Genomic DNA, 23,578 nt, shown 5'->3' with positions numbered 1-23,578 from the left:
TCATGCAAACGGTCGATGGCCATGGCGTGGTCAACATCCTGGCCGCCGACAAGCTGATGAACGCGCCGCGTTTGTACGCCACCTTCCTACTGTGGCTGCTGTCGGAATTGTCCGAAACACTCCCCGAAGTGGGTGTTCTGGACAAGCCCAAGCTGGTGTTCTTTTTTGACGAAGCCCACCTGCTGTTCACCGACGCGCCCAAGGCCTTGGTCGAACGGATTGAACTGGTGGTGCGCCTGGTGCGCTCCAAAGGCGTGGGCGTTTATTTCGTCACTCAAAATCCTTTGGACGTGCCGGAAACGGTGTTGGGGCAGTTGGGCAACCGCGTGCAGCACGCGCTGCGCGCCTTCACTCCCCGCGACCAGAAGGCGGTCAAGTCGGCCGCCGAAACCATGCGGGCCAACCCCGGCCTGGACATTGCCACCGCCATCACCGAGCTGGCGGTGGGCGAAGCCTTGATCAGCTGCCTAGACGACAAGGGCCGCCCCGGCATCACGCAACGTGTGTTCGTGTTGCCGCCTGGCAGCCAGATTGGTCCGATCACGCCCGATCAGCGCAAGGTCTTGTTGAGAACCTCTTTGGTCGCTGGCGTGTACGAAAAAGTGGTGGACCGCGAATCGGCTTACGAAAAGCTGAAAGGCCGCGCCGCCAGCACGACCACCCGCGAGCAAACTGAAGCCACGCCGCCCGCGCCCCATGCCGGGGGATCCTGGCTGAGCGACCTGGCGGGCGGCCTGCTCAGAGGCAGCGGCCGCAAGGACTCGGTGCTGGAAACCGTGGCCAAGTCGGCCGCGCGCACCATCGGATCATCGGTGGGCCGCGAACTCATCCGCGGCGTGCTGGGATCGCTGCTGGGTGGCAGCAGCAGCCGACGCCGCTAGGCGGCCAACCGCCCGACCACCTGCCGAGGCCAATCAACGGTCTAGGTGGCCCCAACCGCCACCACGGCGGTCGTCGTCATTGCCCCGGTCGTCACCGCGTTCAGCCTTGGCGGTAACCGTTGAGTAGGCTTCAGCCCGATGGACACGGCACCCTGACCGGGATTCGTAAAGCTGTGTTGCCAAGCTGTGAGCAGCTGTAGCGGCTTTAGCGGCTCAATGGCAATCGCTGCGCGCCACGGCCAACAGCCGCTCCACCTCTTCGCGGTGGTGAATGGTGTTGCTGCGGTGCCAGAGCCAGATGCCGAACATGGCCACCGCCACCGCCACCCCAAAGATTGAGATCTGGCCATAGGCGGTAAAATCGAGCCTGGTCAAAACAATCAGCAACAGGCCAAAGCCCAAGATACAGGCTTGTTCATTGAAGTTCTGAACCGCAATCGACCGACCGGACCCCATCAGGTTGTGGCCACGGTGTTGCAGCAAGGCGTTCATCGGCACGACGAGGAACCCCCCCAAACCGCCCAGGATGATCATGAAGGGCACGGCCACCTCAATGTCACGAATCACATTCATGCCCAAGACCAGCAAACCCATGGCCACACCCAAAGGGATCACGCGAGTTGCCTGGGCCAAACTCATCTTGGCCGAGGCAAGAACAGCACCCACCGCCGTGCCCACGGCCACCACGCCCACCAACGATGAGGCGTGGGTCGTGTCATACCCCAGGGCCACGCCGGCCCAGGCCAGCACGATGTAGCGCAAATTGCCGGACACGCCCCAGAACAGCGTGGTCGTGCCCAGGGAGATCTGGCCCAGCTTGTCTTTCCACAAACGGCGGTTGCAGTTGAAGAAATCGCCCACCAGGGACCACAGGTTCGCAGGGAGCGGCTGCAGAGGTGTCTCAGTGCGGGGAATGCGCAGATTGAACAGCGCTGCCAGCACGTAGAAAAGGATCATGGTGGCAATGGCCGCCTCGGGTGGCGTGTCGACCCCGGTGTCGATCAAGGGCAAGTCAAACGCCAGCAAGTGCGGTGAAACGACCTGGCCCATCAACTGCCCGCCCAGCACCACACCCAGGATGATCGAGGCGATGGTGAGGCCTTCAATCCAGCCATTGGCCTTGACCAATTGCGAGGGCGGCAGCAGCTCGGTCAGGATGCCGTATTTGGCCGGGGAATAGGCCGCGGCGCCCAGGCCCACCACGGCATAAGCGATCAGGGGGTGGCTGCCAAACAGCATCATCAGGCAACCGACCACCTTGATGCTGTTGGAGAAAAACATGACTCGGCCTTTGGGCACCGCGTCGGCAAAGGCGCCCACGAAGGGGGCCAGCACCACATAGAACAAGGCGAACATGGGCACGAGCGCCGCAGGCTGCCATTCCGGAGCCGCTGAACTTTTCAGCAATTCCACCGCGGCCACGAACAAGGCGTTGTCGGCGAGCGAGCTGAAGAACTGCGCCGCCATGATGGTGAAAAAGCCTTTTTTCATAAGCGGGCAGTCACTGTGTTCATGCGTGTGATGTTGGACCTTCGCCACTCACCAGACATCGGTAAAGCGGCAGGCCAAGCCGCGGTTTATAGCATGGCCACTGGCACAATCCCCTCATGCCACGCCCCTTAGAAGCCCTGATCCACGTCGACGCCCTCCTTCATAACTTACAGCGTGCCCGCGACTGCGCGCCAGACGCGCGGGTGTGGGCCGTGGTCAAGGCCAACGCCTACGGTCATGGCGTCGAGCGGGCCTTTGAAGGCCTTCGCGCCGCCGACGGCTTCGCCTTGCTCGACGTCGCCGAGGCCCAGCGCCTGCGCAAGTTGGATTGGCGTGGCCCCATCCTGCTGTTAGAGGGCGTGTTCGAAGCGCGCGACCTGGAGTGGTGCTCGCGCCTGGGCCTTTGGCACGTGGTGCACTGCGACGAACAGATCGACTGGCTGGCTCAGCACAAGACCGAATGGCCGCACCGCGTCTTCCTGAAAATGAACACTGGCATGAACCGATTGGGTTTCACGCCACCGGCCTTCCGCAGCGCCTGGGCGCGTTTGTCGGCCTTGCCGCAGGTCGATGAGGTGTCGTTGATGACGCACTTCTCGGACGCGGACGGGCCACGCGGCATCGCCCACCAGACCGAGTTGTTCCTCAGCACCTGCGCCGACCTGAGCGGCGAGCGCAGCCTGTGCAACAGCGCCGGCACCTTGCGCCATGCCCAGGATGCCAGCGTGCGTGGCGACTGGGTGCGCCCGGGCATCATGCTGTATGGCTCGTCGCCCGACTACCCCGAGCACAGCGCCGCCCATTGGGGCTTGCAAGCCACCATGACGCTCAAATCCCACGTGATCGCCATTCAGCACCTGAAAGTCGGCGACACGGTGGGTTACGGCAGCCGCTTCGTCGCCAACCACGACGTGCGCCTGGGCGTGGTCGCTTGTGGCTATGCCGACGGCTACCCCCGCCACGCCCCCGACGGCACACCTTTGCTGATCGACGGCGTGCGCGTGCCCTTGATCGGGCGTGTGTCGATGGACATGGTCACGGTGGACCTCAGCGCGGCGCCCCAAGCAAAGGTGGGCAGCGAAGCGACTTTGTGGGGCCAGGGGCCGCTGGTCGATGGACACGCCACCTTGCTGCCCATTGACGAGGTGGCCCAGCATTGCGGCACGGTGGGCTACGAGCTGATGTGCGCGTTGTCGCAACGCGTTCCGGTCAGCGCGGTGTAGCGCACCATTTCGGCACAACCCTTGCATGCATTCTTTCCCCTTGCCCCGACCCCAATGAGTTTTGCACCAGAATCAAGCATGGACATCGACCACCACCGCCACCAGTTGCGCATGACCTTGCTCATGACGCCCGACATGGCCAATTTCTCCGGCAATGTCCACGGCGGCACCATCCTAAAACTACTGGATCAGGTCGCCTATGCCTGTGCCAGCCGCTACGCCGGCTGCTATGTGCTCACCTTGTCGGTCGACCGCGTGACCTTCCGCCAACCCATCCACGTGGGCGAGTTGGTGACCTTCCTGGCGTCGGTCAACTTCACGGGCAGCTCGTCCATGGAGATCGGCGTCAAGGTGATCGCCGAGAACATCCGCACCCAAGTGGTGCGGCACGCCAACAGCTGCTTCTTCACCATGGTGGCGGTGGATGACAACAACCGCCCCACGCCCGTGACGCCGCTGGAGCCCACCACGGCCGAGGAAAAACGCCGCTTCGAATCCGCCCTGCTGCGCCGCCAACTGCGCCAGGAACTGGACCGGAAGTTTCAGGCCATCCACGATGGCCAGCAAGACGGCGACGAGATCGCCTGAACATGGCCAAAGAAAAAACGATCTTCACCTGCACTGAGTGCGGCGGCACCAGCGCCAAATGGCTGGGCAAATGCCCGCAGTGCAACGCCTGGAACACGCTGGAAGAAACCCGCGCCGACACCGGCCCGGCCAAGAACCGCATGCAGGCCCTGACGCGCGGGCTGAACGCGCCACAACCGGTGGCCACCTTGTCCAACATCGCGGCTGCCGACATCGCACGCACGCCCACCGGGCTGGAAGAGCTGGACCGCGTCCTCGGTGGCGGCATCGTCACTGGCGGGGTGGTCCTGATCGGCGGGGATCCGGGCATCGGCAAATCGACCTTGCTGCTGCAAGCGCTTGATGCCCTGTCTCGCCAGATGCCCGTGCTGTATGTGACTGGCGAGGAAAGCGGCGCCCAGGTGGCCCTGCGCGCCCAGCGACTGGGCCTGGATGGCTCGAAGGTGCGGGTGCAGGCCGAGATCCAACTGGAAAACATCATTGCCACGCTGGATGCCGAGCAACCGTCTTTCTGCGTGATCGACTCGATCCAGACCATCTATTCCGATCAATTGACCTCGGCCCCAGGCTCGGTCGCCCAGGTGCGCGAATGCGCCGCCCACCTGACCCGCGTGGCCAAGTCCAGCGGCTGCACCATGGTGTTGGTGGGCCACGTGACCAAAGAAGGCGCGCTGGCCGGGCCGCGCGTGCTGGAACACATCGTCGACACTGTTTTGTACTTTGAAGGCGAGACGCACAGCAGCTTCCGGTTGGTGCGCGCCATCAAGAATCGCTTTGGTGCGGTCAACGAAATCGGCGTGTTCGCCATGACCGACAAGGGCTTGAAAGGGGTCAGCAACCCCAGTGCCATCTTCCTGTCCACGCACGATGAGCCGGTGCCCGGATCAGTCGTGATGGTGACGCTGGAAGGCACGCGCCCACTGCTGGTCGAGATTCAGGCCTTGGTTGATTCCGGCGGCCCCAGCCCGCGCCGTTTGAGCGTGGGCCTGGAGCGTGATCGCTTGGCGATGTTGCTGGCGGTGTTGCACCGCCACGCGGGCATGGCCTGCTCCGACCAGGACGTGTTCGTGAACGCGGTGGGCGGCGTTCGCATCAGCGAGCCGGCGGCCGATCTGGCCGTGTTGCTGGCCATTCAAAGCAGCCTGCGCGGCAAGCCTTTGCCCAAGGGCTTCTTTGCCTTTGGCGAGGTGGGCCTGGCCGGTGAGATCCGCCCTGCCCCGCGCGGCCAGGAGCGCTTGAAGGAAGCGGCCAAACTGGGGTTTTCGATCGCGGTGGTGCCCAAGGCCAATGCGCCCAAGAAGCCGATCGAAGGGCTCACCATTCATGCGGTGGACCGGGTGGAGCAGGCCGTGGATTTGGCACGCTCGCTCTGAGCTTTCGCCATTCCCCACAGAGCCTGCTGGCGAGCCACCAAATGCGGCCCTGACGGATACCGGCCCAGCCCTCGCCCCGCGCTCTACCCCTCAAACACCCAAAGCCTAGATGGCTAGCGCTTGATCGCCTGACGCAGGTTCATGCCCGAAAGCAGCAAGGCGCCAAAGTAAAGCACCCCAGCCGCCGCCAGGCAAGCCGTCATCAAACCCACACGCAACAGCGGCTGGCCATGCAAACCCAGCCAGTCAATCCGGTGCGCCGCAAACCACAGCAACACGCCCAGCAAAGCAGACGCCAAGACCACGCGCAGCGAAAACAAGCCCCACCCCGGCGAAGGCTGATACCGCCCCGTGCGGCGCAGCCCTATCAGCAGCCAAGTAGCATTGATCAGCGACGCCACACCAATCGACAGGGCCAAGCCCGCGTGCTCCAACCAAGGCACGAACACCAGGTTGAGCAACTGCGTGATCACCAGCACGATGATGCCGATGCGCACTGGTGTGCGGATGTCCTGCGACGCGTAAAAACCAGGCGCCAAAATCTTGATGCCCACCAAGCCCATCAAGCCGACGCCATAGCCGCTCAAGGCCAGCACCGTCTGACGCACATCGGTTGGGCTGAAGCGGCCATAGTGGTATAGCACGGACACCAGCGGCTCGGCGAACAACAACAGGGCCACGGCACAGGGCAGCGCCAGCAACACCACCAGGCGCAAGCCCCAGTCCAACAGGTTGGAGAACTGCGCCTTGTCGCCACTGGCCTGCGCCTTGGACAATTGCGGCAGCAGCACCACGCCCAGGGCCACGCCCAACATCGCGGTCGGGAACTCCATCAGGCGATCGGCATAGGTTAACCAGGAGACCGAGCCAGCCTGCAAATGCGAGGCGATCTGTGTGTTGACCAGCAAGGACAGCTGAGCCACCGACACGCCCAGCACCGCGGGCCCCATCTGGCGCAAGATCCTGCGCACGCCTGGGTGATGCCAAGCCGCCTTGATGCCCGACCATGAGGCTCCGATGCGTGGCAGCGAGCTGATCCGCATCAAGGCTGGAATCTGGATGGCCAGTTGCGCCACGCCACCCACCATCACTCCCACAGCCAGCGCCAGCACTGGGTCCAGGCCATGCGACTTGAAAACTGGCGCCGCGAACCAGGCCGCCGCGATCACCGACAGGTTGAGCAGCACCGGGGTGGCCGCCGGCACCGCAAAACGCCCCCAGGTGTTGAGGATGCCCGCGCTCAGGGCCACCAGCGACATGCAGCCGATGTAGGGGAACATCCAGCGCGTCATCACCACGGCGGCGTCGAAACCACCGCTTTCACGCAGGCCCGAAGCCATCAACCACACCAACACCGGCGCGCCGACCACGCCCAGCACGCTCACCACCAGCAGCGTCCAGAACAAGACGGTGGCCACGGCATTGATGAGCAGGCGCGTGCCCTCGTCGCCCTGGCGGGCGCGGCTTTCGGACAGGATGGGCACGAAGGCCTGCGAAAATGCACCCTCGGCGAACAAGCGGCGCAGCAGATTGGGGATGCGGAACGCCACATTGAAGGCGTCGGTGGTGGCGCTGGCCCCGAAGGCGGCGGCGATCAGCAACTCACGGACCAGGCCGGTGATGCGGGATGCCAGGGTCAACAGGGAGACAATGGACGCGGATTTCAGCAAGCTCATCGCCGGGATTATAGGAAGCGCGGGCAGCGGCCTAGGCAAAAGCTTTCAGGGACGTTATAATCGTCGGCTTTCCAACCAACATTGGCGCTGTGGGGTGCGAATTGGCCAGGCAGGTTTACAAAAAACCCAAGCTTGTCCAGGCATCCGCAGGGCCCAAAAAATCATGCCATCAGCATCGAAGCCCAAAAAGACCGTCCGCATTGCCTCAGGCCTTAAGCGCGTTCGTCAAGACGTCAAGCTGAACGCCGCCAATTCGGCGCTGCGTTCTAAGTTCCGCACCGCCATCAAGGGCGTGCTCAAGGCTGTCAAGGCTGGCGACAAGGCCGTGGCCTCTGCCGCTTTCAAGACCGCCCAAAGCGTGATCGATTCGATCGCCGACAAGGGCCTGTTCCACAAGAACAAGGCTGCTCGCCACAAGAGCCGCCTGTCGGCCAAGGTCAAGGCCCTGACTGCCGCCTGATCGGTAGATCAATCAGGCTTCGGCCTCGATTGTCAAAAAGGCCCGCGTCAAGCGGGCCTTTTGCATTGGGTTTCAGGTCAGCACTTCAGGGCAATGAACAGGCGTCTGTGACCTGCAGGTCGTTGTCACGGGCAAAGTTCATCACGAAGTCCCAGGCCATGGGCTCCAGGTCCCGCAGGGCTTCATTGACGATCACGCATTTGACATCGCCAATCGAGGTTGGCACGCAATAAGGCGAATAGCCGATGTGGGCCGCACGGCCCATGTGGGAGGCCCCCGGCCTGAACGATGACATGGCCCCTGCCAGGCGCTCGGCCCAATCGCTGGGGCGAAACGTTTTGCCTGATGAGGTCAGGCCTTGGATGAAAACCTCGCGAGGTTTGGGACTTCGAGGGGGCGTCAAGGGCACGGTGAGGCTTTCCATGGCGGCCGGTTTTGCCGGCGTGCTGCAAAAAGAGGTGGCGATTTCAAGGGTGGTATCCATCGTCAACAGCCCTGCATTGTCGATCACAAGCTTGGTGCGCCGCAACATTGATGCCAGTAACCCCGTGCATCAGTGGAACGCCAACAGAACGCACTCAGGTGTATCGGCCGGCCACGCATATGCTTGAGGACACGCGCCGAACCCGCGCCTTTTACTTAGAATGCCCACAGCGCAGCATTGCCACTGCGCTTTTTCTTTTTTGCGAGAGACTCCAGCCATGAACGCCCCAGTGACGATGCCCCACGTGATGCCCACCTATGGTCGCCTGCCGATTGCCCTGTCGCACGGCCAAGGCTCCCGCGTCTGGGACACCGATGGCCGCGAATACCTGGACGCGCTGGCAGGCATCGCCGTGAACACGCTGGGCCACAACCACGCCAGGCTGGTCCCCGCCTTGCAGGATCAGCTCACCAAAATCATCCACAGCTGCAACTACTACCAGGTGCCGCTGCAGGAAGAGCTGGCGCGCCTGCTGGTCGAGCGCTCGGGCCTGACCAACGTTTTCTTCTGCAATTCGGGCCTGGAGGCCAATGAAGCGGCCTTGAAGATCGCCCGCAAGTTCGGGCACGATAAAGGCATCGACCGCCCTGAAGTGATCGTCTACGAAAAGGCCTTCCATGGCCGCTCGATTGCCACGCTGTCTGCCACGGGCAACCCCAAAATCTGGGCCGGTTTCGAGCCCCTGGTGGAGGGCTTTGTGCGCGTGCCGCTGAATGACATGGCCGCGCTGGACGAAGTGGCCGAAACGCACCCCAATGTGGTGGCGGTTTTCCTGGAAGTGATCCAGGGCGAAGGGGGCGTGAACCCCGCTCGCAACGACTACTTGCAAGCCGTGCGCAAGCTGTGCGATGAGCGCGGTTGGCTGCTGATGCTGGACGAAGTGCAATGCGGCATTGGCCGCACCGGCAAGTGGTTCGCGCACCAATGGGCGGGCATCCAGCCTGATGTGATGCCGCTGGCCAAGGGCCTGGGATCAGGGGTTCCAATCGGCGCGGTGGTGTGCGGCCCCAAAGCGGCCCATGTGCTGCAGGCAGGCAACCATGGCAGCACCTTTGGCGGCAACCCGTTGGCCATGCGTGCCGGGGTCGAGACCTTCAAAATCATGGAAGAAGACGGCCTGCTGGCCAATGCAGCCCGCGTGGGCCAGCACCTGCAAAATGCGCTGGCCCGCGAGTTGGGCGAGCTCAAGGGCGTGACCGAGATCCGGGGCCTGGGCTTGATGATCGGCATTGAGCTGGACCGCCCCTGCGGCGTGCTGCTGAGCCGCGCGATGAAAGCCGGCCTGCTGCTGAGCGTGACCGCCGACAAGGTGATTCGCCTGCTGCCCGCCTTGATCCTGACCCTTGAAGAGGCCGACCAGATCGTGGCCTTGCTGGTGCCCCTGGTCAAACAGTTCCTGAACGAAACCAACGCGGCCTGAGCATGAAACCCGGATCCAGCCTGATCAAGCACTACCTGCAGTTCAAGGATCTGCGCACCGAGGAATACGTTTACCTGTTCGAGCGCGCAGGCCTGATCAAACGCCGCTTCAAGAACTACGAGAAGTACCAGCCGCTGACCGACCGCACGCTGGCGATGATTTTCGAGAAGGCCAGCACCCGCACGCGCGTGAGTTTTGAAGCGGGCATGTACCAGATGGGCGGCTCGGTGGTGCACCTGACCACCGATGGCAGCCAGCTGGGCCGCAGCGAGCCGATCGAGGACAGCGCCAAGGTCATCTCGCGCATGGTCGACATCGTGATGATCCGCACGTATGAGCAATCCAAGCTGGTGAAGTTCGCGGCCAACTCGCGCGTGCCGGTGATCAACGGGCTGACCAACGAATACCACCCTTGCCAGATCCTGGCCGACATCTTCACCTACATCGAGCACCGTGGCTCGATCCAGGGCAAGGTGGTGGCCTGGGTGGGCGATGGCAACAACATGGCCAACACCTGGCTGCAGGCGGCCGAGATTTTGGGCTTCACGGTGCATGTGAGCACGCCCAGCGGCTATGAGATCGACCCGGTCGTGGCCGGCATCAACAACACCGATTGCTACAAGGTGTTCAAAGACCCGATGGACGCCTGCCGAGGCGCCTCACTGGTGACCACTGATGTGTGGACCAGCATGGGTTTCGAGGCCGAGAACGAAGAGCGCAAAAAGGCCTTTGCCGACTGGTGTGTCGATGAAGAGATGATGAGCGTGGCCCAGCCCGATGCCCTGTTCATGCACTGCCTGCCCGCACACCGTGGCGAGGAAGTGGCCGCCGAGGTGATCGATGGGCCTCAGTCGGTGGTGTGGGACGAGGCCGAAAACCGCCTGCACGTGCAAAAGGTGCTGATGGAATACCTGCTGCTGGGCCGCATTGGCTAGGGCCTAGAACCTGTGGCCCAGCCGCAGGCTTGATAGCTCACCAAAACCAAGCTCCAGCGCCCGGAGCGAGCGAGCCTCCCAACCCCGCACACTTTGCCACCTTTAACAGCACCTCATGGCCGAGGCAGGACTCAGATATCGCTGATGCTGAGTTCAGGGAGTGTTGACGTTTTAGTCAAGGCAACGTACCTCGTGGCCATCGGGTCAGGCGTGGGCATCCCCTGACTTATTGCTGATATTGGCAAGCACCGTTTTGCATCTAAGGCACTGACGAGTGCATCAAACATCAGCTCAAGCCGCCTCATGCGAGCCGGCGTCAATGGCCGCCTTGTGAAAGGCGTGCGCGATGGGGCGGCTTGCCACCCGAAAAGCAATGTGAATAGGCGGGCGTTGCGGTCGGCCGAGATGCAAAACACGATCTCGGGCAAGGCCATCAGCGCGGCTTCCTGGATGGCGGGAAAGTGGGCATCGGTGACCGCGTTGAACTTGGTGTGATGTTGCGGTGGCTGGCTGCCCTGAATGGGGCGGTACAGCTCGTCGAACAAATCGGCCAGGCTGATCTGGCCCGTGCTCACGGCCTTTTCCAACGATTGGGCGATCTGGCTGGCCACGCTCTGCGCCAGCTCGATGTAAGGCGTGTCGGGGGTGCGAACACCGCTGCTGGCGATCAACTCCATCACCATCCGACAGGCTGCGGCTTTGGTCCGCCGCCTCGGTGATGTGAAGCACCCCCGCCTCAACAGTTCGCGCGACAAAGCCTGGATGCGGTCATCCAGTTGGCTGACCGTGCTCATGATGGTTTTGGAGGATGCCTCGACTTGCGTGGCCAGGTCCTTGACGGGCTTGCGCCACCGAGGCCAGGCTCTGGTGGCTGGCGCCCTGGATGCGGTGCTGGGCCTGGCCGATGTCTTTCAACTGGCCCGCCAACACGCTGGAGCCTTTGCGCCAGCACGTGAGCATCGGAGTGGGATCTCTGGGCCGAATCGGTCAGTGTGGCCGTGGTTGTCGGCGCTGCAACGGTGTCCTTGCGCTTGAAACCAAACACGTGGTCACCACTCTCTTAATTTGACTCTCAACCTGGCGATGGATTGGCTGTGCAACTGGCAGATGCGCGATTCGGTCACGCCCAACACTGCGGCAATTTCTTTCAGGTTCATGTCCTGCTCGTAGTACATGCTCATGACGAACTGCTCGCGTTCGGGCAGGTGCTTGATCGCCTCGACCAGGGCCGAGCGCATGCGGTGGTCCCCCAGCAGGGCCAGGGGGTCGTTGCCCTGGTCGGTGACGTGGCGGTCGAGGTAGTCGTTGTCGCCATCCTCACCACTCATGTCTTCCAGGTGGATGAGCTGGGTGCCACGCACCTTGCCCAGCATTTCCTGGTAGTCCGTCAGGCTCATGTCCATTTCCTTGGCGATTTCGCTTTCGTGTGGCGCGCGACCCAGGCGCTGCTCAAGGCGGTGCACCGCGCCCTCAATGTCGCGCTGCTGCTTACGGGTGCCTCGGCTCATCCAGTCGGCGCCGCGCAGCTCGTCAAGCATGGCGCCACGGATGCGCTGGGTGGCAAAGGTTTCAAACTGCACGCCCTGCCCGGCATCGAAGCGGGTCAAGGCGTCGCTCAGACCGATCATGCCAACCTGGATCAGGTCATCGATCTCGACGTTGGCCGGCAACTTGGCAATCATCTGGTGAGCCAGACGCCGAACCAGCGAGCTGTATTGCTTGAGCTGGGCGTCCATATCGAGGCGGCCTTTGGCGGTGTACATGCGCTGCTCCATGAACATCAATTGAGTACGGGGCCCATGCGCGAAGGCAAGGCAGACCCTGGTGAGACCAAATGGTCGAATGCGGCATCACCCAGGGTGAGCGGCAAGGCACACTGCAAAAGTCCGGCGGCCAGCTCCATGAACCGGGGGCTGGGGTCGTGACTGGATGGCTCATGGGGATTGATGCGCAGCCAATCACGTTGCGCAGCCCCAAGGAAACTGTCGGCGCATTGGCCCAGACGCTCGGCCACGGCATCGGCCTGGTCCGAGTGGGGGTGTGCGCACACCAGCAGGTCGTAGGCCAGCCACGGGCCCCGCTGGCTCATGAGCTTGACGGCGGCGTAAGCCTGCTTGAGGCCTTCAGCCAAATCGTTGGTGGACACCAGCGGACGCAGGTTGCCGTGCCGGGCGCGTTCGCCAAAGATGCGCACCAACTCGCTGGCCGAGGCGTGGACCAGCACCACATCGCATTGCGGTGCCGCATTGGCCAGGGCGTGCAACAAGTTGCCACACGAGCCGCGCGCATCGGCATGCCGCAAGGGCAGTCCACGGGCGGCCAGGTAACTCACCTGCTTGGACAAAGGCTCGATGCCTTCGCTCAAATCAAACTCGGCCAATTCGCTGGGTGCTCGGGCTTGGTCACCGGCATCGACCACCAGGGTGTGCAGGCCAAAGCTGGCGTAGGCGGCGCACAGGCGCTCCAGCACCACACCGCCGCACACCGCGCCGGGGTTGGCCACCACCGGCACAAAGCGCAGCACGCGCGAGGCGAACATCTGGCGCAAACCCTGGGCCTGGTCGGCCGGGGGGCTGGCGGCAAGGGGTTGAGGCGTAAAACTGGTCATGGGCGGCGACAGGTTCAAAGCGCGGACGGTGTGGCCGTGACATCGGGCATGGCGGGGGTCGAGAACACCAGGCTGACTTCATTGGGGTCCAGTCGGTACGCGGGATTGAGGCTGGCGCGCAATGCGCGGTGCACCAAAGCCTGCGATGACAGTCTGTGCCAATCTTCTGGCACGCGTTGGCCGTTGGCGACGCCCAGAACCTTGGATTTGTGACGGATTAACGCATCCAGCGCCGGACCTAGCTTCACGGCCTCGTCCAGCTTGGACAGGATCACGCCAGCGCAGGCATTGACCTGGTAGGCGGCCATCACGTCTTCGATCGCATCGCCTTGCGACGAAGCGTTGATCACCAGCACCTTGCGGATCGCCGGGTGGGCCAGCATCTCGAGCAGATCTTTGGTGCGGCCATCGCGCTGGGCCATGCCAGCGGTGTCGATGAGCACCATCTTCTTGGCCGACAACAGCTCCAGCAGGTCTTCCAGCGCGGCGCGGTCGTGGGCCATGTGCACGGGCACGCCCAGGATGCGGCCGTAGGCGCGCAGTTGGTCGTGGGCGCCAACGCGGTAAGCGTCCAGCGTGATCAGCCCCAGGTTCTGTGCGCCGTGCTTGGCAGCGAACATGGCGGCCAGCTTGGCGGTGGACGTGGTCTTGCCCACGCCGGTGGAGCCGATCAGGGCGAAGATGCCGCCTTGGTCTTCAATGGCCAGTTCCTTGTCCGCCGTGTTCAGGTTGCGTTGCAGCACCTGGGCGGCCCACACGTTTTCATCTTGCGCACCGGAGCTGACATCGGCGGGCATGGCGTCCAGCATCTTGCGGATCAGCACGGCCGAGAAACCACCGTCCAACAGCTTTTGGGCCAGGCCAGCCTGGGCGGGCGTGCGGCGCAGTTTTTCGATGAAGGCGATGGTCTCAAAGCGCTCTTTCATCATGGCCCGCATGGCGCGCAACTCCGTGAGCATGAAGGCATTAGCGTCTTGCGAAGCCTTCAGGGCAGCCATGGTGGCGGCATCGGGGCGCGCGCTGTCGGCAGCGGCGGCACTGCGGCCCGTCACGGACTTGAGCATCAACTCAGCGGGATCGCTGGCGGGGCGAACGGCCCTGGCGGGCGCCGGACGAGCCGGTGGCGCCTCGTCGCGCGATTCGGCGCGCAGGGGCAGCACCTGGGCCACATGGCTGGTGTCTTGCGGGGCAGCTCGAACGGCTTGCACCGCAGGACGTGCCGGCGCTTGCGCCGCCGCTGGAGGCGAGGACAACCAGGCGTTCAGGCCCGCTGACAGGTCGACGTTGGGGCTTTGCACGGCCGGCTGAGGTTTGACATTGCCCAGACGCTGCGACAGTTGATCCTCAGGCGAGCCGGCCAGCGCGGGTTCGGTGCGGGCGGCCTTCAGGGCCACCTGGCGGCGCTTGAGCATGCGTTCACGCACATAGTCCTGGAAGGACAAGGTGCTCATGGCCAGTTGCTTGACGTCGTCCTGCACGGTCGAGGCCAGGTTGGCCATGGCCGAGCGGGCCGGAGATTGGGGTTGCGCTTGGGCCGCCGCCGGTGCGACTTCGGCTTTGCGGGCAGGCGCACGCTCTTCGCGTTCAGCCGGTGGGTACGAATCCATCGACGGCACACTGTCGGTCGCCATGGCCAGCACCTCGATGCCACCTTCAGGCGCGGGCTTGGTCGACAACACGACAGCGTCGTTGCCAAACTCGAGCTTGACCTTTTGCATTGCCTCGCGTGAGGTGCGTCCAATAAAGCGTTTGACGTTCATGCGTGGCCTCCAATCAGGGTACCGATGCGGATCGAATGGGTCTCAGGGATTTCGCTGTGACCCAGCACCTTCAGACGCGGTGCTGCACGTTTCAACAAGCGGGCCACCATCGGCCGGATGGCGTCGGGCACCAGCAGGCAGGCGGGGTGGCCCAGGTTTTCCTGGCGCTGGGTGGCCTCGGCCGCCTGGCGTGTGAGGTGGTCGGCCACGCCCGGGTCCAGCATCGGGCCACTGGGGGCGGTCAAGGCCTGGGTGAGCAGGCGCTCCAGATCGGGTTCGATGGCAATCACATCCAGTTCCTTCACCGGGCCGTAAATCTGCTGAACGATCGCGGGGGCCAGGCCGACGCGGATGCGGCGGGCCAGCTCGGCGGGATCATTGGCCAGGTGGTTCGCGCCCGAGGTCTGCTCGGCCAGCGTTTCAATGATTGAGCGCATGTCACGGATGTGAACGCCTTCTTCCAACAGGAGCTGCAGCACTTTCTGCAAGGTCGCAATGCCAACCATTTTGGGAACCACGTCTTCGATCAGTTTGGGGGCCAGTTTCGTCACATGCTCCACAAGCTGCTGGGTCTCTACCCGTCCCAACAACTTGGCCGCATGGACCTGCATCAAGTGTGAAAGATGCGTGGCCACCACGGTCGAGGGATCAACGACCGTGTACCCGGCCATTTGCGCCGCTTCACGTTGGCGCTCTTCAACCCACACCGCCGGCAAACCGAATGCCGGGTCGACCGCGGCCGTGCCCTTCAGGGGATTGGTCACTTGGCCAGGGTTGATGGCCATCAGCATGTTGGGGAACACCTCGCCCTCGCCCACGATCGCGCCTCGCAAAGTGATGCGGTAAAAACTGGGGCGCAGCTCCAGGTTGTCCTTGATGTGCACCGAAGGCGGTAAAAAGCCCACTTCTTGCGCGAACTTGCGGCGAACGCCCTTGATCCGGGTCAGCAAGTCGCCGCCCCGGTCCTTGTCCACCAGCTGGATCAAGCGGTAGCCCACTTCCAGGCCCAGGGTGTCCACGGGCTGCAGGTCTTCCCAGGTGGCTTCGCCGTTGTTGTTGACGGGCGCGTCCACCGGCTTGTCGATCGGCGCGGGCGCGTTGCGGGCCAGCTCCTGCTTTTCCTGCATGCGCCACGCCATCCAGCCAAAACCACCGGCCATCGGCAAAAACACCAGGCTGGGCATGCCAGGGATCATGCCCAGCAATCCAATCACACCGGCCGCCACGCCCATCACCTTGGGGTTCTGGAACATCTGCGAGATGATCTGCGCGCCAACGTCCTCGCCCTTGCCGACGCGGGACACCACCATGGCGGATGCCACCGAGATCAGCAGGGCCGGGATTTGCGCCACCAGCGCGTCACCCACGGCCAGCAGCACGTAGGAGCTGGCAGCTTCGCTGGCCGACAGGTCGTGCTGCACCACGCCAATGATGAAGCCGCCAATGATGTTGATGAACAAAATCAGGATGCCGGCGATGGCATCGCCGCGCACGAACTTGGAGGCACCGTCCATGGCGCCGTGGAACTCCGCTTCTTCGCCCACCTCGATGCGGCGGCGCTTGGCTTCTTTTTCGTCGATCAGGCCGGCGTTCAGGTCGGCGTCGATGGCCATCTGCTTGCCGGGCATCGCATCCAGGGTGAAACGCGCGCCCACTTCGGCAATCCGCTCGGAGCCCTTGGTGACCACCACGAAGTTGATCACCACCAGGATCGCGAACACGATGATCCCGACCGCGAAGTTGCCGCCGATCAGGAAGTGGCCAAAGGATTCGATCACCTGGCCGGCAGCGCCTGGGCCGTTGTGCCCTTCCAGCAGCACCACCCGGGTCGAGGCCACGTTCAGCGACAGGCGCAACAGCGTCGTCAGCAACAGCACCGATGGGAAGGCGGCGAAGTCCAGCGGGCGCAGCATGGTGGCCGACACCATCATCACCATCACCGCCATCGCGATGTTGAAGGTGAAGAAGATGTCCAGCGCCAGCGGCGGCAAGGGCAGGATCATCATGACCAGCACCAGCAGCACGGCGATGGGGGCGGCCAGCACCTGGAAGCCCTTGGCGGACTTGCCGCTCATCACGGATTGAAGTTGTTGCAGGAACGGGTTCATGCGTGTGCAGCCTTATTGGCAGGATCCAGGGCAGCGGGAACGTCCAGGTCAGGCAGGTTGCCCGGCAGGGGCGCCTTGCCGGCCAAGGCCGCTTTGAGTTGGTACACGTAGGCCAGCACCTGGGCCACGGCGCCGTACAAGGCCATGGGCACCTCGGCGTCGATTTCGGTGTTGGCGTACAAAGCGCGGGCCAGCGGCGGGGCTTCCAGCACGGGCACCTTGTTCTCGGTGGCCAGGTCGCGGATGCGCAAGGCCAGCAAGTCCAGGCCCTTGGCCACCACGCGGGGGGCGCCCATCTTGCCTTCGTCGTACTTCAGCGCCACGGCATAGTGGGTGGGGTTCATCACCACCAGATCGGCCGTGGGGATGGCGGCCAGCATGCGTTTGCGGGCCATCTCGCGCATCCGTTGCTTGATGCGCTGCTTGGCTTCCATGTTGCCTTCCATCTGCTTGACTTCGTCCTTCTGATCCTGGTGGCTCATCTTCATGCGGCCCATGAACATGAAGCGCTGCAGCGGCCAATCGACCATGGCGAACAAGGCCAGCACCAGCAACATCGAAGTCATCACGCTGCCCAGCGTCATGCCGAAATGATGGATGGCGGCTGGCAGCGGCAGGCCCATCAGGCCCACCATGTCGGGCCACACACGCGACAAGAAGAAAGCCCCGGTGCCGCCCAGGATCAAACCCAAGGCGCTGGCTTTCAAAGCGTCCACCATTTGCTGCTTGGACAGCAGGTTGGCGAAACCGGTGATGGGGTTAAGCTTGCCAAACTTGGGAAAGATGACCTGGAATGACATCACCCAGCCACCCGCCAGGACGCTGGCCGCCACCGAGGCCAGGGCCACGCCAGCACCAAAGGGCACCACCATCATCATGGCCTGGGTGCTCCATTGCGACAGGCGCTGCACCATCACGTCCGGATTGGCCACCGCCCGGGCATCGAAGCGCATGCCGGCATTGAGCTGCAACTGCATCTTGTCCATCCAGACCGGCGTCAGCACCATCAGGACACTGGCAGCGGCCAAGATCACCAGGAAGTGACCCAGGTCACGCGAACGAACCACCTGGCCTTCTTCACGGGCTTTTTTAAGCTTCCGCTCTGAGGCTGGTAGTTGTTTGTCTTGGGAGCTGTCGGACATGGTGGGTGAGTGCCTGGGTGCTTGCTCCGATTCTTGGCGACCCGGCCGAAATCTTGAGCGAGATAAAGAGCCACCAAGGCACCCATTTCACGCCCCGTTTCGGGGGCCGAAATGCATCAGGGGACGCAGCGTGATGTTTGTCACGCTTCGTCCCCCGATTGGGCTGAGGATGAAAAAAATCAGTCCAGCGAGAACACTACTTTCAGGCGACACCCGTCGCGCAAAGAGCGGCCGCCAGAGCGGTCTGGCGTGGAATGTAGGTCATCTTGTTCTCCAGAAATTTGATGGAGTGGTTGAAGCGTCATCATCTTGAATCGTCCAAAACATTCAGGCTTATCGGACGACTTCAAAATTAACTGCGCCCACACTCCACAAAATACGGAAAAACGCCTGAATAGGGGGCCTATTGCAAGAACGCCACATGCTCCGCAAAACCATTGCATCACTCCATGGACGAAGGCACCACCGTCCACTGCTGGCGAACCTCGCCATCGCCATTGACGCTTTCCATGTGCACCGGAAAGCCCCACAAACGCGCCACGTGCTTGAGCACCTCGCGCGTGCCATCGGCCAAAGGCCTGCTGGCCTGCTGCGTGTGGCGCAAAGTCAATGAGCGATCGCCCCGCAGGTTCACGCTCCAGACCTGAATGTTCGGTTCACGCGCACTCAAGTCATATTGACGTGACAGGCTCTCGCGCAGCGCCCGGTACCCTGCCTCGTCGTGGATGGCGGCCACCTCGTACTCCGGCTCATCCTCGTCATCACGGATCGCGAACAGGCGGAAATCTCGCATCACCTTGGGCGACAGAAACTGCCCCACAAAGCTCTCGTCCTTGAAGTTGCGCATGGCGTAATCCAGGGTCTTGAGCCAGGCATGATCACCCTTGGCCGCACCCTCGGCCGACCCCGCGAAATCGGGGAACCAATGCCGGTCTTCGTCCGTGGGGTGCTCGCAAATGCGCTTGAGGTCGGTGTACATCGCAAAGCCAAGCGCATACGGGTTCAGCCCGCTGTAGGCGCGGTGCCCCACCGGCGGTTGGTACACCACATTGGTGTGCGACTTGAGCCATTCCAGCATGATGCCGTCGCTCAGGTGGCCATCTTCGTACATGGTGTTGAGCAAGGTGTAGTGCCAGAACGTGGCCCAGCCTTCGTTCATCACCTGCGTCTGGCGCTGCGGGTAGAAATACTGCGCCACCTTGCGCACAATGCGCACCACCTCGCGCTGCCAGGGCTCCAGCAGCGGTGCATTTTTCTCGATGAAATACAGGATGTTTTCCTGAGGCTCAGACGGAAAGCGCCGCGCACCGTCGTCATCGCCGATCTTGTCAACACGGCGCGGCAAGGTCCGCCACAGGTCGTTCACCTGCTGCTGCAGATAAGACTCGCGCTCTTCACGGCGGGCCAGCTCTTTCTCTAACGACAGCTTGCTGGGGCGGCGATAGCGGTCCACCCCATGGTTCATCAGTGCGTGGCAAGAATCGAGCGTTTCTTCGACCGCGTCCAGGCCATAGCGCTCCTCGCAACCAGCGATGTAGTTCTTGGCATAGACCAGGTAATCGATGATGCTGGAGGCGTCCGTCCACATCCGGAACAGGTAATTGCCTTTGAAGAAGCTGTTGTGGCCATAGGCCGCGTGCGCGATCACCAAGGCCTGCATGGCCATGGTGTTTTCTTCCATCAGGTAACTGATGCAGGGGTTGGAGTTGATGACGATTTCATAGGCCAGCCCCATGAAACCACGGCGGTAGTTCTTCTCGGTGGCAATGAACTCCTTGCCGTAAGACCAATGCCGATAATTCACCGGCATGCCCACGCTGGCGTAGGCGTCCATCATCTGCTCGGCGGTGATGATTTCCAGCTGATTGGGGTAGGTGTCCAGCTTGTAACGCTCGGCCGTGGCCCGGATGACGTCGTGGTACTGCTCAATCAGCTCGAACGACCAATCCGACGGGCCTGGCAGGGGTTCGGGTCGAATCTCAGGTTTCAGAATGGCACTCATGAATCTGCCCCTTCCTTCTTGAACAGTTCACGGAACACGGGGTAGATCTGCGAGGCATCCAGCACCTTGCGCATCGCGAATTGCTTGTGCGATTCGCTCAGGCCCATGTACTCATCCCATAAATTTTGCTCCGTTTGCGCCACTTGCACATAAGCAAAATAGCGCACCAGGGGCAGGATCTTGTTTTCCAGGATCTCGCGGCAACGGGCCGAATCGTGGTGCCAGTTGTCGCCATCGCTGGCTTGGGCCACGTACAGGTTCCACTCGTTGGTGGGGTAGCGCGCGGTGATGATCTCGTCCAGCAACACCAGCGCGCTGGACACCACGGTGCCCCCGGTTTCGGTCGCGTGGAAGAACTCGTCTTCGGTCACTTCCTGCGCCTGCGTGTGATGCCGGATGAAGACCAATTCGATCTTGTCGTAGTGCCGGGTCAGGAACAGGTACAGCAGGATGAAAATGCGCTTGGACAACTCCTTGCGCTGCTCGTCCATCGAGCCTGAGATGTCCATCACGCAGAACATCACAGCCTTGGTGGTGGGCACTGGCACCTTGATTCGGCTGCGGTAGCGCAGGTCGATCGGGTCCAGGAAAGGAATGCCGCGCACCCGAGCCCGCAAATGGTCGATGCGCGCTTCCAGCGCCTCGATTTCATGGGCATGTTCCAACACCAGGGCAGCGTCGCCAGCCTCATCCTCGGCGCGCAACGTGGCCAGGTGCTCTTCCAGCTCTTTCAACTCACGGCGAAGCCCCGCGCCCAGGGCAATGCGCCGCCCCAAGGCTCCGCGCATGGAGCGCACCACGTGCAGGTTGCTGGCCGTGCCATCGTTGGAGTAACCCGCGCGCTGGCTTTTCCACTCGGGGATCTCGGCCAGGGCAGTTTTGACCATGTTGGGCAAGGCCAGGTCTTCAAAAAAGACCTGCATGAACTCTTCCTTGCTGAGCGAGAAGACAAAGTCGTCTTCACCCTCGCCGGAATCGCTGGCCTCGCCCGACCCGCTGCCCTGCCCGCCCCCGCCCGGTGGCCGCTCGATGCGGTCACCTCGCACGTACTCGCGGTTGCCCGGGTGCACCACATCGCGGATGCCGCCCTGGCCGTGGCTGAACACCGGCTCGGACAGGTCGCGCTTGGGGATCGCGATGTCTTCGCCTTTTTCGATGTCCCGGATGCTGCGTCCATTGATGGCCCGCTGCACCGCATCGCGAACCTTGTCGCGGTAACGCCTAAGGAAGCGTTCGCGATTACCGATCGACTTGTTTTTGCCAGCAAGCCGTCGGTCAATGATGTGTTGCCGCATCGGGACTCCGTTTTAGGACGACTTTCGAACGCGTAAATACCATTCGCAGAGCAGGCGGACCTGCTTGGCGGTGTAGCCCTTTTCAACCATGCGGTTGACAAAATCCTCGTGCTTCTTGACCTCGTCGGCGCTGGCCTTGGCGTTGAAGCTGATCACCGGCAACAACTCTTCGGTGTTGCTGAACATCTTCTTCTCGATCACCGTGCGCAGCTTCTCGTAGCTGGTCCACAGCGGGTTTTTGCCGCCGTTGTTGGCCCGCGCCCGCAGCACAAAGTTGACGATCTCGTTGCGGAAATCCTTGGGGTTGGAGATGCCCGCGGGCTTTTCGATCTTCTCCAACTCGCCATTGAGCGCGCCACGGTCAAAGCTCTCGCCAGTGTCGTTGTCGCGGTATTCCTGGTCCTGGATCCAGTAGTCGGCGTAGGTCACGTAGCGGTCAAAGATGTTCTGGCCGTATTCACTGTAGCTTTCAAGGTAGGCCGTCTGGATCTCCTTGCCAATGAACTCGGCGTAACGGGGTGACAGCGATTCCTTGATGTAGGCGATGTACTTGGCTTCCAGCTCCGCCGGGAACTGCTCGCGCTCGATCTGCTGCTCCAGCACGTACATCAGGTGCACCGGGTTGGCCGCCACTTCAGCGTTGTCAAAGTTGAACACCTTGGACAGAATCTTGAATGCGAAGCGGGTGGACACGCCAATCATGCCCTCGTCCACGCCGGCATAGTCGCGGTACTCCTGCAGCGACTTGGCCTTGGGGTCAGTGTCCTTGAGGTTCTCGCCATCGTAGACCTGCATCTTGCTGTAGGTGCTGGAGTTTTCTGGCTCCTTCAGGCGGGTCAAGATGGCAAACTGCGACATCATCTTGAACGTGCCCGGGGCGCAAGGCGCCTTGGACAAGGACGAAGTGCGCACCAGCTTTTCGTAAATCTTGATTTCCTCTGACACGCGCAGGCAGTACGGCACCTTGACGATGTAGATCCGGTCGAGGAAGGCTTCGTTGTTCTTGTTGTTGCGGAAGGCCTTCCATTCGCTTTCGTTGCTGTGCGCCAGCACGACGCCGTCAAAGGGGATGGCGCCAAAGCCTTCGGTGCCCTTGTAGTTGCCTTCTTGCGTGGCCGTCAGCAAGGGGTGCAAAACCTTGATGGGGGCCTTGAACATTTCAACGAATTCGAGCAGGCCCTGGTTGGCCAGGCACAGGCCGCCAGAGTAGCTGTAGGCATCCGGGTCATCCTGCGCATAGGTTTCCAGCTTGCGGATGTCAACCTTGCCGACCAGGGAGCTGATGTCCTGGTTGTTTTCGTCGCCCGGTTCGGTCTTGGCGATGCCGACCTGCTTGAGCACGCTGGGGTAGCGCTTGACGACGCGGAACTTGCGGATGTCGCCACCGTATTCGTCCAGGCGCTTGACCGCCCAGGGGCTGAGGATGCGTTGCAGGTAGCGGCGCGGGATGCCGTACTCGGCTTCCAGGATGGGTCCGTCTTCGGTGGGCTCGAACAGGCCCAGGGGCGATTCGTTGACCGGCGACCCCTTGATCGCGTAGAAAGGCACGCGCTCGGCCAGTTGCTTGAGGCGTTCGGCAATCGACGATTTGCCGCCGCCCACCGGGCCCAGCAAATACAAAATTTGCTTCTTTTCTTCCAGGCCCTGCGCGGCGTGGCGGAAGTAGCTCACCACCTGTTCGATGGCGTCTTCCATGCCGTAGAACTCTTCGAACGCCGGGTAGATTCTGATGACCTTGTTGGCAAAGATGCGAGACAGGCGCGTGTCGTTGCGGGTGTCAATCGTCTGCGGCTCGCCAATGGCTTGCAGCATGCGTTCGGCAGCCGTCGCGTAGGCGTTTTTATCGCGTTTGCAGATGTCCAAGTATTCCTCCAGGGAATACTCTTCTTCACGAGTGCGCTCGTAGCGAGCGGCGAAGTTACTGATCACGTCCATGCAGACCTCCGAGACATCGACACAAGCCATCGACGCTAGGGTGAACTGCCGGATATCCGTCTGGTGGCCCGGCGCGAGCACACAAGCATCGCCATAACACCAAAGATCGCTGAAATCACCCCTTGTTCATACCCCGAATAACCAGAAGAAGACAGGGCTGATCTGTGACTTCATTGGTGCTTATCTTGCACCTTTTT

21 protein-coding genes are annotated in these 23,578 nt (G+C 62.3%); 8 read left to right on the top strand and 13 right to left on the bottom strand.

All coding sequences use genetic code 11. The features are described 5' to 3' along the window. Window positions 1–881, top strand: an 881-nt coding sequence (locus tag H7225_RS00870) for a helicase HerA-like domain-containing protein (protein WP_290658666.1), incomplete at its 5' end; no start/stop codon positions are given. Window positions 882–1,094: 213 nt separating this feature from the next. Here the strand turns inward: H7225_RS00870 and lplT are convergent. Continuing rightward, window positions 1,095–2,372, bottom strand: coding sequence for a lysophospholipid transporter LplT (gene lplT / locus H7225_RS00865; protein WP_290658664.1), 1,278 nt, complete (start codon window positions 2,370–2,372; stop codon window positions 1,095–1,097). A 116-nt stretch (window positions 2,373–2,488) separates the two neighbouring features. Between lplT and alr the strand changes: the two genes are divergently transcribed. The 3 genes from alr (at window position 2,489) to radA (ending at window position 5,556) form a co-directional block, all read left to right on the top strand. Next, on the top strand, window positions 2,489–3,595 hold the full coding sequence (gene alr / locus H7225_RS00860) for an alanine racemase (protein ID WP_290658662.1): 1,107 nt from the start codon (window positions 2,489–2,491) through the stop codon (window positions 3,593–3,595). 84 nt (window positions 3,596–3,679) lie between these two features. Beyond that, window positions 3,680–4,183: an acyl-CoA thioesterase gene (locus H7225_RS00855; RefSeq protein ID WP_290658670.1), complete on the top strand. Its 504-nt coding sequence runs from the start codon at window positions 3,680–3,682 to the stop codon at window positions 4,181–4,183. 2 nt (window positions 4,184–4,185) lie between these two features. Next, the gene (gene radA / locus H7225_RS00850) at window positions 4,186–5,556 is read left to right on the top strand and encodes a DNA repair protein RadA (protein WP_290658660.1); all 1,371 of its coding nucleotides are present in this window, start codon (window positions 4,186–4,188) and stop codon (window positions 5,554–5,556) included. Window positions 5,557–5,669: 113 nt separating this feature from the next. On the opposite strand, the gene murJ is transcribed toward radA, so the two are convergent. Further along, on the bottom strand, window positions 5,670–7,232 hold the full coding sequence (gene murJ, locus H7225_RS00845) for a murein biosynthesis integral membrane protein MurJ (protein WP_290658658.1): 1,563 nt from the start codon (window positions 7,230–7,232) through the stop codon (window positions 5,670–5,672). 163 nt (window positions 7,233–7,395) lie between these two features. On the opposite strand from murJ, the gene rpsT reads away from it, so the two are divergent. Beyond that, window positions 7,396–7,692, top strand: coding sequence for a 30S ribosomal protein S20 (gene rpsT, locus H7225_RS00840; RefSeq protein WP_290658656.1), 297 nt, complete (start codon window positions 7,396–7,398; stop codon window positions 7,690–7,692). Window positions 7,693–7,777: 85 nt separating this feature from the next. On the opposite strand, the gene H7225_RS00835 is transcribed toward rpsT, so the two are convergent. Next, window positions 7,778–8,116 carry a DUF3579 domain-containing protein gene (locus H7225_RS00835; RefSeq protein WP_290658654.1) on the bottom strand — a complete coding sequence of 113 codons (339 nt, stop codon included), beginning with the start codon at window positions 8,114–8,116 and terminating at the stop codon, window positions 7,778–7,780. Here H7225_RS00835 and H7225_RS00830 point away from each other — a divergent pair. The 3 genes from H7225_RS00830 (at window position 8,115) to argF (ending at window position 10,531) form a co-directional block, all read left to right on the top strand. Next, entirely contained in the window at window positions 8,115–8,303 is a 189-nt protein-coding gene (locus H7225_RS00830; RefSeq protein WP_290658652.1) for a hypothetical protein, read from the top strand. The two genes, H7225_RS00835 and H7225_RS00830, sit on opposite strands and share 2 nt — an antisense overlap. A 90-nt stretch (window positions 8,304–8,393) precedes the next feature. After that, on the top strand, window positions 8,394–9,596 hold the full coding sequence (locus H7225_RS00825; RefSeq protein WP_290658650.1) for an aspartate aminotransferase family protein: 1,203 nt from the start codon (window positions 8,394–8,396) through the stop codon (window positions 9,594–9,596). A 2-nt stretch (window positions 9,597–9,598) separates the two neighbouring features. Further along, the gene (argF, locus tag H7225_RS00820) at window positions 9,599–10,531 is read left to right on the top strand and encodes an ornithine carbamoyltransferase (protein ID WP_290658648.1); all 933 of its coding nucleotides are present in this window, start codon (window positions 9,599–9,601) and stop codon (window positions 10,529–10,531) included. 131 nt (window positions 10,532–10,662) lie between these two features. Here the strand turns inward: argF and H7225_RS00815 are convergent, their stop codons facing one another. From H7225_RS00815 to H7225_RS00770, 10 genes are all read right to left on the bottom strand, one after another. Continuing rightward, complete coding sequence (locus H7225_RS00815) at window positions 10,663–11,325, bottom strand: hypothetical protein (protein WP_290658646.1); 663 nt, start codon at window positions 11,323–11,325, stop codon at window positions 10,663–10,665. Continuing rightward, a complete protein-coding gene (locus H7225_RS00810) occupies window positions 11,300–11,491 on the bottom strand; it encodes a hypothetical protein (RefSeq protein ID WP_290658644.1) in 192 nt (63 codons plus the stop codon). The genes H7225_RS00815 and H7225_RS00810 overlap by 26 nt, the downstream gene beginning before the upstream one ends. Before the next feature lie 89 nt (window positions 11,492–11,580). Beyond that, the gene (locus H7225_RS00805) at window positions 11,581–12,294 is read right to left on the bottom strand and encodes an RNA polymerase sigma factor FliA (RefSeq protein ID WP_290658643.1); all 714 of its coding nucleotides are present in this window, start codon (window positions 12,292–12,294) and stop codon (window positions 11,581–11,583) included. Window positions 12,295–12,311: 17 nt separating this feature from the next. Then, window positions 12,312–13,139 (bottom strand): flagellar biosynthesis protein, encoded by an 828-nt coding sequence (locus tag H7225_RS00800; protein WP_290658641.1) that lies wholly within the window; start codon window positions 13,137–13,139, stop codon window positions 12,312–12,314. 14 nt (window positions 13,140–13,153) lie between these two features. Next, on the bottom strand, window positions 13,154–14,899 hold the full coding sequence (flhF, locus tag H7225_RS00795; RefSeq protein ID WP_290658640.1) for a flagellar biosynthesis protein FlhF: 1,746 nt from the start codon (window positions 14,897–14,899) through the stop codon (window positions 13,154–13,156). Then, the gene (gene flhA / locus H7225_RS00790) at window positions 14,896–17,007 is read right to left on the bottom strand and encodes a flagellar biosynthesis protein FlhA (RefSeq protein WP_290658639.1); all 2,112 of its coding nucleotides are present in this window, start codon (window positions 17,005–17,007) and stop codon (window positions 14,896–14,898) included. Before flhA ends, flhF begins: the two co-directional genes overlap by 4 nt. Next, window positions 17,004–18,149 (bottom strand): flagellar biosynthesis protein FlhB, encoded by a 1,146-nt coding sequence (gene flhB, locus H7225_RS00785; RefSeq protein WP_290658637.1) that lies wholly within the window; start codon window positions 18,147–18,149, stop codon window positions 17,004–17,006. Before flhB ends, flhA begins: the two co-directional genes overlap by 4 nt. A 442-nt stretch (window positions 18,150–18,591) precedes the next feature. Continuing rightward, window positions 18,592–20,151 (bottom strand): SpoVR family protein, encoded by a 1,560-nt coding sequence (locus H7225_RS00780; protein WP_290658635.1) that lies wholly within the window; start codon window positions 20,149–20,151, stop codon window positions 18,592–18,594. Continuing rightward, window positions 20,148–21,446, bottom strand: a complete 1,299-nt coding sequence (locus tag H7225_RS00775; RefSeq protein ID WP_290658634.1) for a YeaH/YhbH family protein — start codon at window positions 21,444–21,446, stop codon at window positions 20,148–20,150. Before H7225_RS00775 ends, H7225_RS00780 begins: the two co-directional genes overlap by 4 nt. 12 nt (window positions 21,447–21,458) lie before the next feature. After that, entirely contained in the window at window positions 21,459–23,381 is a 1,923-nt protein-coding gene (locus tag H7225_RS00770) for a PrkA family serine protein kinase (RefSeq protein ID WP_290658632.1), read from the bottom strand. Window positions 23,382–23,578 lie beyond the last annotated feature (197 nt).

It is taken from the genome of Aquabacterium sp. (assembly GCF_014378415.1).
Lineage (GTDB): Bacteria > Pseudomonadota > Gammaproteobacteria > Burkholderiales > Burkholderiaceae_C > Aquabacterium.
This window is presented reverse-complemented; position numbering and strand designations above follow the sequence as displayed.